The sequence below is a fragment of the Pseudomonas sp. TH10 genome (assembly GCF_016651255.1).
Classification (GTDB): domain Bacteria; phylum Pseudomonadota; class Gammaproteobacteria; order Pseudomonadales; family Pseudomonadaceae; genus Aquipseudomonas.
This window is the reverse complement of record NZ_JAEKEG010000080.1, coordinates 1-11268: the sequence shown is the minus strand read 5'-3', so window position 1 is coordinate 11268 and position 11268 is coordinate 1. Positions and strand designations below refer to the sequence as shown.

The following is an 11268-nucleotide window of genomic DNA, read 5'->3' as shown; positions in this document are numbered from 1 at the left end:
ACATTCGACATTGATGTGGCAGGGGAAGACAGTTGCTCCCACAAAGGCGTTGCATCAGGCGCTGGCGACGATGGCGTGCCGGCGATGGTGGATGTCGAGTTGATCCTTGATCACCTTCAGCACCTTGGCCTCGTGTTCATGGATGAAAAAATGGCCACCGGCAAGCATGTCCACCGAGAAACTACCGCGGGTTTCCCTGCTCCAGCCAATCAACTGTTCGGTGCTGGCGCGATCGTCCTTGCCACCGAGGACATGCACCGCACACTTGAGCGGCGCACGCTCGACAGGTTCGAAGCGGCCGCACAGCAGGAAGTCGGCGCGCAGCACTGGCAAGGTCAGGCTCATCAACTCTGCGTTGGCCAGGACTTCCTCGCTGGTACCGTTTAGGTTGCGCAGTTGCTCAATCAGCTCGGCATCGGATTTGGGCTCGGCGAAACCGCGGTCGTAGTCGGCGCGCATCGTCGGTGCAGCGGTGCCCGAAGCGAACAGCGCTACGGGTTCCGGGCTACCCAGCGAACGCAAGGCATGGGCCATTTCACAGGCCAGCAGCGCGCCGAGGCTGTGGCCGAACAAGGCATACGGAGCCTCGAGAGTGACCAGTTGTTCCTCGGCCAATTGCCGCGCCAGGCGGCGCATGTCGGTGTGCAGCGGCTCGCCAAACCGTGCGCCGCGTCCCGGCAGTTCCACCGGTTGCAGCTTGATCCACGCCGGCAGCTTGCGCCGCCAGCGGCTATAAACCATGGCGCTCGCGCCTGAATAGGGCAGGCACAGCAATGTCAGCTGGGTCACCGGGCTCACCTCGATAGTTGTCTGGTTGGAGAACGTATGAGGCGGCCGGTGAATTAGTCGGATCGCAATCGCGAGCAAGCTCGCGCCTACAATTTACGGAAGCTCTGGATGGCCGAGCCCAGCACCACGACGCCGGCCGCAATCGCCACCCAGAACCCGCTGGGTGCGCCGAATGCGTCCACCAGCCAACCCGAACTGGCCGCACCGATGGCCACGCCGATGCTCAAGCCGGTGACCAGCCAGGTCAGGCCTTCGGTCAGCTTCGCCGCAGGCACGATCTGCTCAACCAGTGCCATGGCGACGATCAGGGTCGGGGCGAAGAACAGCCCGGCGACGAATACCGCCAGGGACAGGCCGAGGATGTTGGTCGCCAGCAACAGCGGCAGGGTCGTCACCGCCGTCGCCACGCCGCCGTAAAGGAACAGTCGCGGCAGTGGCACTTTCGAACGCAATGCGCCGAACGCGAGCCCCGCCATGCACGAGCCGATGGCGTACACCGACAACACAATACTGGCCGCCGCCGGCTGCCCCTGATGCCGGGCAAACGCCACGCTGACCACATCGATCACGCCGACGATGGTGCCCATGGCAACCATCAGCAACACCAGCAATCGCAGCTCGACGGAGCGAATGATCGAGCCCTGGTGGTGCGCTTCGTGGGGATGAATCGCAGGTTCGGTTGCCCTTTGCAGGACAAATGCAGTCACGCCGATCGCCAACATCAGCAACGCCGCCAGCGGCCCGGCTTCGGGGAAGACCACCACGCATAACCCCACCGACAACGGGGGCCCGACGATAAAGCAGACTTCGTCGAGCACCGACTCCAGTGCATAGGCGGTTTGCAGCTCGGGCTTGCCGCGGTATACCTCGGTCCAGCGTGCCCGCACCATCGCCGACATGCTGGGCATGCAACCGGCCAGCGCCGCGAACAGGAACAGTGTCCAGTGCGGGGCCTGCAGTCGAGTGCAGAGCAGCACCATCAGCAGCGCGCCGCCACCGATCAGCGCCGACACCGGGAGAATGCGGCGCTGGCCGAAACGGTCCACCAGACGGGAAACCTGCGGTGCGCAAAACGCCGTGGCCAGGGCAAACGTCGCCGCCACCGCACCGGCCAGTGCATACCCGCCCTTCAACTGCGAGAGCATGGTGATCACGCCGATACCGGTCATCGAAATCGGCATGCGCGCGATCATCCCGGCCAACACGAAGGCTCTGCTGCCCGGGGCCCTGAACAGTTCGCGGTAGGGATTTGCCATGGTCTGACTGTCTCTGGAAGGGAGTGCAAATTGCCATAAGGCGGGGGGCGGGGAAAGCGCTGAATTGTTGGTTGAATGTTAAAGCCCCAGGATCAAAACATCGTCCGATCGCGGCCCGAGCCTCCGGCAGCTCCTACAGGGGCTCGCATTCCAACGCAGGCTCGGGCCGCGATCGGACGATCTTTGATCTTGCTGGTGAACTCTTGAAGTCCGAAACCAGTCAGCTGATAAGGCCCTCAACTCAAGGCGCTAACCCTTATGCTGATTTCCCTGGACCAACAGGTCGCCCTCATCACCGGCGCCAGCTCCGGTATCGGTGCCGGCGCCGCCAAGGCCCTGGCCGCTGCCGGTGCTGCCGTGGTGCTCAACTACAACTCACAGGCCGCCCCGGCTGAAGAACTCGCCCGGCAGATCAAGGAGCAAGGCGGTCGCGCCATCGCCATCGGCGCAGACGTTGCCAAGGAGGAAGACGTCGAACGACTGTTCGCGCAAACCCTCGAAGCCTTCGGCTCGCTGGATATCCTGGTGGCCAATTCGGGCCTGCAGAAAGACGCCCCGGCAGTCGACATGAGCCTCGCGGACTGGAACCAGGTGATCGGCGTGAACCTTACCGGCCAGTTCCTGTGTGCCCGCGCTGCCCTGCGGGTTTTCAGTCAACAGGGCATTCGCGAAGGCGTGTCCCGGGCCGCCGGAAAAATCATTCACATGAGTTCGGTGCACCAGCGCATTCCCTGGGCCGGCCATGTCAATTACGCCGCCTCCAAAGGTGGCGTCGACATGCTGATGCAAACCCTCGCCCAGGAAGTCAGCCACCAGCGCATTCGCATCAACGGTATCGCCCCGGGCGCGATTCGTACCGCTATCAACCAGACAGCTACTGAGGGCGCCGCTGCACAGGAACTGCTCAAACTTATTCCCTATGGCCGCATCGGTGACGTCGAGGACATTGCCAACGCGGTGGTTTTTCTCGCCTCGGATGCCGCTGATTACATCGTCGGCACCACCCTGTTCATCGACGGCGGCATGAGTCTTTATCCGGAGTTTCGCGGCAATGGCTGAGCATCATCAAGAACGACAGAGCCCGATTGACGCCCACGGCATCATCGGCGACATGCGCAGTGCCGCACTGGTCAACGACAAGGGCAGTGTGGATTTTTTCTGCTGGCCGGAATTCGACAGCCCGTCGATTTTCTGTTCGCTGCTCGACACCCCCGACGCAGGGATTTTCCAGTTGGCGCCGGACCTGCCCGATGCCCGGCGCGAGCAGATTTACCTACCGGACACCAATGTCCTGCAAACCCGCTGGCTGAGCGAGTTCGCCGTGGTGGAAATCACCGACATGCTGCCGATCGGCGACAGCGAGGACGACCTGCCGGTGTTGATGCGCCGGGTTCGCGTTGTCAGCGGTCGGGCGACCTTTCATATGCGCTGCGCTGTGCGACACGATTACGCCCGCGCCAGCACTCGCGCGCAGATGGCTGATCAGGACGTGGTGTTCGAGGCGACCGACCAGCCTGCCCTGCGCCTGTCCTCCGATCAAGTGATGCGCATCGACGCGGACGCAGCCGTAGCGCAATTCAGCCTGGAACAGGACCAGAGCGCGCAATTCATGCTCGGCGGCGTGGATGACCCGCGCTTTGATCAGGGCGCGGCGGACATGTGCATGGAGCGCACCCTGAAATTCTGGCGCGACTGGAGCGGCCAGTCCAATTACCGAGGCCGCTGGCGGGAGATGGTCAATCGTTCGGCCCTGGCGCTGAAGCTGCTGACTTCACGCAAGCATGGCGCCATCCTTGCGGCCGCCACCTTCGGCCTGCCGGAAACACCTGGCGGGGAGCGCAACTGGGACTATCGCTACACCTGGATCCGCGACGCCTCCTTCACCGTTTACGCCTTCATGCGCCTGGGCTTCGTCGGCGAAGCCAACGCCTACATGAACTGGCTGCGCGGACGGGTCAGCGATTGCCATGGCCAGCCGATGAAACTGAACATTTTGTATGCCATCGACGGTCGCCAGGAATTGCCGGAAACCGAGCTTGAACATTTGTCCGGCCACGGTGGCGCGAAACCGGTGCGCATCGGCAATGGCGCGTATGACCAGATCCAGCTCGACATCTTTGGCGAACTGATGGACGCGGTATATCTGGTCAACAAGTACGGCGATGCGATTTCCCACGAAGGCTGGAAACATGTGTGTGAAGTGGTCAACCAGGTCTGTGAGACGTGGCAGACGACTGACGTAGGCATTTGGGAAATGCGCGGTGAGCAACATCACTTTCTGCACTCGCGGCTGATGTGCTGGGTGGCGCTGGACCGGGCGATTCGTTTGGCTTCGAAACGCTCGTTGCCGGCACCGTTCGCGCAATGGGATCAGACCCGTCAGGCGATCTACGCCGATATATGGGACAACTTCTGGGACGAAGAGCGCGGGCATTTCGTGCAGTACAAGGGCGGTACGGCCCTCGACGGTTCGATGCTGCTGATGCCGCTGGTGCGTTTCGTCAGCGCCAAGGATCCGCGCTGGCTCTCGACCCTTGAGGCCATCGAGAAACATCTGGTGCGCGATGGCATGGTTTACCGCTATCGCAACGATGACGCCAACATCGACGGTTTGACCGGCACCGAAGGCGCATTCGCCGCGTGTTCCTTCTGGTACGTTGAATGCCTGGCCCGCGCCGGCCAGGTGGAAAAGGCTCATCTGGAGTTTGAGCAATTGCTGCGCTATGCCAATCCGCTGGGGCTGTATGCCGAAGAGTTCGACAGCCATGGCCGGCATCTGGGCAATACCCCGCAGGCACTGACCCATCTGGCGTTGATCAGTGCGGCGAGTTTTCTCGATCGGCGGTTGAGTGGGGAAAAGAGTGAGTGGCAGCCATGATGAAGGCCTAAACCTTAACAGTTCACTCGCACGCAGGAGCCGCCGCAGGCTCCTACAGAGGCTCGCGGAGATTGCTGCATGACTGGCCATCCCATCCAGTTCATCCGAACATCAATGCTCACAATCGCCTATGAAGAACACGGCCCGGCCAATGGTGAGCAGGTGATTCTGCTGCACGGGTTTCCCTATTCCCCGCGCGCGTTCGACTCGGTAGCACCCGTGCTCGGTGCACAAGGCTATCGAGTTATCGTGCCGTATCTGCGCGGCTACGGTCCGACCCGTTTCAACAGCCCGGGTACCCCACGCTCCGGGCAGCAGGCAGCCCTCGCCCAGGATCTGCTGGAGCTGATGGACATCCTCGGGATTGAGCAGGCAGCGCTTTGCGGCTACGACTGGGGCGGACGCGCGGCGTGCATCGTGGCGGCACTGTGGCCGCAGCGGGTTCGTTGCCTGGTCACTGGCGATGGGTACAACCTCCAGGACATTCCCAACTCGGTTAAGCCGCTGGATCCGCAAACCGAACATCGGCTCTGGTATCAGTACTACTTCCATAGCCCGCGTGGAGTCGAGGGCTTGACCCGAAATCGGCATGCACTGTGCGAGTTGCTCTGGCGCCTGTGGTCACCGACCTGGGACGAGGGCCCCGCGTTGTACGCGCGCAGTGCAACGGCCCTTGATAACCCGGACTTTGTCGAGGTGGTGATTCACTCCTACCGGCACCGATTCAAGTATGTCGATGGCGATCCGGCGTTGGAATGGATGGAGCAGGCGCTGACTCGCCAGCCGCCGATCAGTGTGCCCACTATCTCCCTGTGCGGCGCAGACGATGGCGTCGGACCTGCAACGGCAAACGATGAAGATCGGGACTTTTTCACCGGTGACTACGAGCGGCGTGTTCTGGCCGGGGTCGGTCACGACATTCCCGAAGAAGCCCCCAAGCCACCCTCAAGGCACTACTGGATCTGCTGCAGCGCTGATGCAAAAGCGTTCCCGATAGGCTTGCGGAGTCACCCCCATCGCCCTCAGGAAACTGCGCCTGAGGGTCTCTTCGCTACCGAACCCGCATTGCATCGCCACGCGCTTGATCGGCACACCGGTGTCGCTGAGCAACCTGCGCGCCGTTTCCACTCGAATCGACTCAATCGCCCGGGCGGGGGTCTGGCCGGTGTCGGCGCGGTAGTGGCGCACGAAACTGCGTTCGCTCATGCCCGCCTGGGCGGCGAGTGTTGGAATCCCCAGGTCCAGGGGAAGATTTTCGCTGATCCAGGCATGAAGTTCGTCAAACCGATTACCTTTTTTGCAACGACAGGGTCACGCTGAACTGCGACTGGCCACCGGGACGCTTGAGAAACACCACCAGTTGGCGGGCCACTTCCATGGCCATCTCGCGACCGAGGTCCTGTTCCACCATGGCCAGCGCCAGGTCGATGCCGGCAGTGACGCCGGCCGAGGTCCACACCGGGCCATCGTTGATGAAGATCGGGTCGGGTTCCACCCGCAGCTGCGGATGCTGCCGGGCCAACTGCTCGCACCGGGTCCAGTGAGTGACCACCCGCCGGCCATCGAGCCAGCCGCTGGCGGCCAGCAGAAAAGCCCCGGTGCACACCGAGGACACGCGCCGGCAAAGGGTTGCGTGGCTGCGCACCCAACTCACCAGTGCCGGGTCCTGAGCCGCTTCATACACGCCCCAGCCGCCGGCGATGATCAAGGTGTCGCTGGCCGTCTGCGGCAGCGGTTCAGCCAGCATTGCCAACCCGGCAGAGGACATGACCGCCCCGCCACCGCTGGCGATCACCGTCGGTGCGTAGGGTGCCGGCAGGCCTTGCTGGCGGACGATGTCATTGGCCGAGGCAAACACTTGCAGCGGCCCGGTGACATCGAGCAACTGCACCTTGGCGAACGCGAGCACATGAATGACTTTAGGCATGTTGGCGTAATTCGTGGGTTGATTGGCGTATGCGCCACATCCTAGAGAGCTAGAGTGAGGTCGTCCACCCACTTCATGAGAAATCACCATGGCGTTGCAGATAGGTTTTCTGTTGTTCCCCCAGGTCCAGCAATTGGACCTGACCGGGCCTTATGACGTGCTGGCGTCCCTGCCGGACGTGCAGGTGCATCTGGTCTGGAAGGACCTGGGGCCAGTGACAGCAAGCACCGGGCTGGTCTTGCAACCGACTACGACGTTCGAGGACTGTCCGGCTCTGGATGTGATCTGCATCCCCGGCGGCAGTGGCGTCGGCCCATTGATGGAGGATGAGGTGACGTTGGCGTTCATCAAGGCCCAGGCGGCCAGTGCACGGTATGTGACGTCAGTGTGCACCGGCGCCCTGGTACTCGGCGCGGCAGGTCTGCTCAAGGGCAAGCGCGCCACCACTCACTGGGCGTATCACGAATTGCTCAAGCTTCTGGGGGCGATTGCGGTTCAGGACCGTGTGGTGCGCGACGGCAACCTGCTGACCGGCGGCGGGATCACGGCGGGTATCGATTTTGCCCTGACGCTGGCTGCGGAACTGTTCGATGAGGGCACTGCGCAATTGGTGCAGTTGCAACTGGAGTACGCTCCCGCGCCGCCCTTTGCTTCGGGGAGCCCGGACACTGCGCCGGCCGCAGTGCTGGAAGACGCCCGGCGCCGTGCAGCGCCATCGCTTGAGCAGCGAACACGGATTACCGAGCGGGCCGCAGCCAGGCTGTAACCTTACTGTAGGAGCGAGCTTGCTCGCGAAAAATGAATGAACGCCGCGGGGTATCAGGCTTCCCGCGTTATCGTTCACGTCCATCGTCGGGACGCCGCCCGTAGCGTGCTCCTACAGAGATCGGAGAGGCGCCTCTCGTCGTAACGGCGGTTTTGTACAGACGAAAAAAACCCGCCGAAGCGGGTTTTCCCAAGACCATGTCGACTCCCTGTCGATAGCGTTCCGTGCTGATGGTCGATCGTCCCTGATCCCGAGGCACTTCCTGTGCCTCGGTTGATGGGGTCAGAATACGCATCGGATCCAAAATGTAACAGACGATATCAGTACCATAGCGTGTAGGACATTCGCTATAGCTACTAGCGGGGAACCCTTGGCGCTCCCCTCGCTGAAAGCTGCAAGCCTGGGACGCGGGGGTTCTGCATCACTCAGCTGGGCGCGGCGCTTCAACCATGGCCAGAACCTGCGGGCATTTACTCTTGCTGGGGCTCCGGTGCCTTGTGGCTGATTTTGAGGAACTCCTCGATATTGTTCATCTGCTCATCCCAGCCCCGGCTGTCCATGCGGAATGCCTTGAGACGGCGCTCCTGGGGGATGTGATCGAAGCCGGACTCGGTGACCTTGAGCAACGTGCCGCCATCCATATCTTCCAGCTCGAACAACACCAGGGTGGTCGGCTCCTGGGAATAATCGATGTGCCGCTCCACGGCGTAGGGATGCCAGCGAAACGAGAACACCCGCTCCGGCTCAACCCGCTCCACGAGTACGTTCCACAGCAGGTGCTCATAACCGGGGTAAGTGATCTGCCCTTGGGTCCACTCACCGGCGACAAACCGCTTGCCCTCCAGTGCCACGCCAAACCACTGGCCGAAGGCTTCGGCATGGGCGATTACGCGCCAGACCTGCGAACGCGGGGTCCTGAGCAGGATTTTCCTTTGGATACGATCTGATGCTGGGTTCATATGTCACCTCCTGTAATGAACAGTAGGCCTGTAAGACCACAAGACCAACCCTAAAGTTGTACCAAGCGCATACTGTAATCAACCCATGGCGCTCATTCGGCTGGGAAATGACTGCAGCGCAGCGGCTTTTGCGCGACTGGTAACTGACCTCGCCGGGGTTCGCTACACTGCCCTTCTCTTTACGATGTCATAGCGAGAACTCCCATGTACTCACGCTTTCTCCTGGCGCTGACGCCCCTGCTGTTTACCCACCTGGCCCTGGCCGCAGATTGCGATAACGCCACCGACCAGGCGACGATGAACCAGTGCGCCACCCAGCAGAACAAGGCTGCGGACAAGGAACTGAATGCGCTTTACCAGCAGATTACCGGGCGGCTGAAGAGCGATCCGGACCGCAAGAAGCTGTTGATCGGCGCGCAACGCTCGTGGATTGCGTTCCGGGATGCGGAGTGCAAGTTTTCAGCATCGGGGGTGGAAGGTGGGAGCGTTTACCCATTGATCTACGGTAATTGCATTACAGAGCTGACCCGCGCACGGGTGGAGACTTTCAAGAATTATTTGAAATGCCAGGAGGGCGATATGGGGTGTCCTGTGCCTGGACAGTAAATAACGGGGGTGCTCCAGGGCCTCACCGCGGGCAAGCCTTGCTCCCACAGGTTCAGCGTTGTCCACAAGTAAGTGGTCCACCTTGGTCACTGTGGGAGCGGGGCTTACCCGCGACCGCGATCGGACAGCCCCCATCTCACTCAGAGCCGCCACACCTGGGCATTCACAAAAAACGCCCGGGCATTGTCTTCCAGACTCTCCAGGTGATACCCACCCTCCTGCACAATCAGGCACGGCAACCCAAGGCTACGAATCCGTTCGCCCAGCACCGCAAACCCTTCACGGGTCACCGCCACTTTGCTCTGGGGGTCCAGTTCGAAAATATCGAATCCCAGGGACAGCACCAGCACCTCGGCGCCAAAGTCCTTGACCGCCGTCAACGCGACTTCAAGCTGTGCCAGAAATTCCGCCTCGCTCGCACCATGGGCCATCGGCAAGTTGAGGTTAAACCCCTCGCCTGCCCCGACACCGCGCTCATCGCCGAAGCCGGCAACCCCTGGGTAGAAATTGGTCGGATCGCCATGCACCGAGACGTACAGCACGTCATCGCGGTCGTAGAAAATCTCCTGAATGCCCTGACCGTGGTGCATGTCAGTGTCGAGCACCGCGACCTTCTTGAACCTGGCGCGTAAAACCTGCGCCGCCACCGCGGCATTGTTCACATAACAAAATCCGCCAGCCGCCTCGGCCCGGGCATGATGACCCGGTGGACGACACAGCGCGTAAGCCGCCGGCTCGCCGTCAAGCAACGCTTGAGCACCGGCCACCGCGCTTTGCGCCGACCAATACGCCGAACGCCAGGTCTGTTCGCCCACCGGGCAACTGCCGTCCGCCAGATAGCGGGCGGCTTGAGCGAGAATCCCGCGCAAGGCGTTGGGCTCGCGCACGAATATGTTCGACATCACCTCATCGCCCCAATCCTCGGGGATCTCCTTCCAGCGCTGGTGCGCTTCTTGCAGAAACCGCAGGTACGAAGCGCCGTGGACCGCCAGCAATGGCGCCAGCCCCGCATCGACGGGCTGCTCGACTTTGAAGCCGAGGGAATGAGAAGCCTGCACCAATCGCTGCAAACGCTCCGGCACTTCCTGCGGCGTGCGCATCTGCCCGCGGGAGTAGTAACTGCGTGGATGGTGGAGCAATTGTTCGGGGTGGAAAAAACTGCGCATGGATCAAATACCTGTCAGTTAACGTAGATCTTGAAGCTGAGTGTGTCTCTGTAGGAGCAAGCTTGCTCGCGATGAGGCCAGCACATTCGACATCAATGGCGACTGATCCACCGCTACCGCGAGCAAGCCCGCACCCACAGGGACTGTGTTTATTCAGCTTTTTCGGCGCGGGCCAGCACGGCGTTGAGCAACACATCAGTGCCCTGTCGCACATCCTCGGGCAGCACGTCTTCGGCTTCGTTGTGGCTCAACCCGCCAACGCACGGGATAAACACCATCGCCGTCGGGCAGAACCGCGCCAGGTGAATTGCATCATGCCCGGCGCCGCTGACAATCGACTGCTGAGCGTAGCCCAGCGCGTCCACGGCGTGCTGCACGGCTGCCACGCACTCGGCATCGAACGGCGTCGCCGGGCTGATCCAGTGCGGGGTGATCGTGAGGTTCAAGCCACGGCCGTCGGCAATCGCCTGCAGTCGTGTACGGACCTGTTGCTCCATAGCCTCGATGGCTTCATCACGGTGATGCCGCAGGTCGACGGTGAAATTCACCAGGCCTGGAATGGTGTTGCGCGAGGATTTGTTAATGCTCAACTCGCCCACGGTGGTCAGGCCTTCAGGGGCGAAATCGGTGGCCAAACCTTCAATGGCCTGGATCATCCGCGCCACCCCATACAAGGCGTCCTTGCGCAGCGGCATCGGCGTAGTGCCGGCGTGGGCGGCCATACCTTCGACCCGCACGTCGAGCCAGCGAATCGCCTGGCCGCCGCTGACCACGCCGATACTTTTGGCGTTGTCTTCGAGGATCGGGCCCTGTTCGATGTGCGCTTCAAAGTACGCATCCACCGCGCCGCCCAGCGGGCGTTCGCCGGCATAACCGGTGCGTTGCAGCGCGTCGGCGACGCTGATGCCATCGACGTCCCGC

General features: G+C 61.9%; 9 protein-coding genes and 2 pseudogenes. 5 read left to right on the top strand and 6 right to left on the bottom strand.

Going from position 1 to position 11268, the window contains the following annotated elements; all coding sequences use genetic code 11:
- Window positions 1-54 precede the first annotated feature (54 nt).
- Window positions 55-789, bottom strand: a complete 735-nt coding sequence (locus tag JFT80_RS12890) for a thioesterase II family protein (protein ID WP_201148119.1) — start codon at window positions 787-789, stop codon at window positions 55-57.
- Window positions 790-875: 86 nt separating this feature from the next.
- The gene (locus tag JFT80_RS12885; RefSeq protein ID WP_201148118.1) at window positions 876-2045 is read right to left on the bottom strand and encodes an MFS transporter; all 1170 of its coding nucleotides are present in this window, start codon (window positions 2043-2045) and stop codon (window positions 876-878) included.
- A gap of 258 nt (window positions 2046-2303) precedes the next feature.
- On the opposite strand from JFT80_RS12885, the gene JFT80_RS12880 reads away from it, so the two are divergent.
- The 3 genes and pseudogenes from JFT80_RS12880 to JFT80_RS12870 all read left to right on the top strand — a co-directional run bounded on the left by JFT80_RS12880 (window position 2304) and on the right by JFT80_RS12870 (window position 5900).
- Entirely contained in the window at window positions 2304-3104 is an 801-nt protein-coding gene (locus JFT80_RS12880; RefSeq protein ID WP_201148117.1) for a glucose 1-dehydrogenase, read from the top strand.
- Window positions 3097-4923 (top strand): glycoside hydrolase family 15 protein, encoded by a 1827-nt coding sequence (locus tag JFT80_RS12875; protein ID WP_201148116.1) that lies wholly within the window; start codon window positions 3097-3099, stop codon window positions 4921-4923. The genes JFT80_RS12880 and JFT80_RS12875 overlap by 8 nt, the downstream gene beginning before the upstream one ends.
- A 78-nt stretch (window positions 4924-5001) precedes the next feature.
- Window positions 5002-5900: pseudogene (locus JFT80_RS12870) on the top strand (alpha/beta fold hydrolase).
- Here the strand turns inward: JFT80_RS12870 and JFT80_RS12865 are convergent.
- Window positions 5869-6850, bottom strand: a pseudogene (locus tag JFT80_RS12865) (GlxA family transcriptional regulator). The pseudogenes JFT80_RS12870 and JFT80_RS12865 sit on opposite strands and share 32 nt — an antisense overlap.
- Window positions 6851-6938: 88 nt before the next feature.
- Between JFT80_RS12865 and inhA the strand changes: the two are divergent.
- The gene (gene inhA, locus JFT80_RS12860) at window positions 6939-7616 is read left to right on the top strand and encodes an isonitrile hydratase (protein ID WP_201148115.1); all 678 of its coding nucleotides are present in this window, start codon (window positions 6939-6941) and stop codon (window positions 7614-7616) included.
- A gap of 470 nt (window positions 7617-8086) precedes the next feature.
- Here the strand turns inward: inhA and JFT80_RS12855 are convergent, their stop codons facing one another.
- Complete coding sequence (locus JFT80_RS12855; protein ID WP_122838663.1) at window positions 8087-8575, bottom strand: SRPBCC family protein; 489 nt, start codon at window positions 8573-8575, stop codon at window positions 8087-8089.
- 204 nt (window positions 8576-8779) lie between these two features.
- Here JFT80_RS12855 and JFT80_RS12850 point away from each other — a divergent pair, with 204 nt between their 5' ends.
- Window positions 8780-9181 (top strand): lysozyme inhibitor LprI family protein, encoded by a 402-nt coding sequence (locus tag JFT80_RS12850; protein WP_122838662.1) that lies wholly within the window; start codon window positions 8780-8782, stop codon window positions 9179-9181.
- A 140-nt stretch (window positions 9182-9321) separates the two neighbouring features.
- Here the strand turns inward: JFT80_RS12850 and JFT80_RS12845 are convergent, their stop codons facing one another.
- Window positions 9322-10347: a histone deacetylase family protein gene (locus JFT80_RS12845; RefSeq protein WP_122838661.1), complete on the bottom strand. Its 1026-nt coding sequence runs from the start codon at window positions 10345-10347 to the stop codon at window positions 9322-9324.
- 149 nt (window positions 10348-10496) lie between these two features.
- Window positions 10497-11268: hydantoinase/carbamoylase family amidase (locus JFT80_RS12840; RefSeq protein ID WP_201148114.1), on the bottom strand; the 772-nt coding region annotated here is incomplete at its 5' end.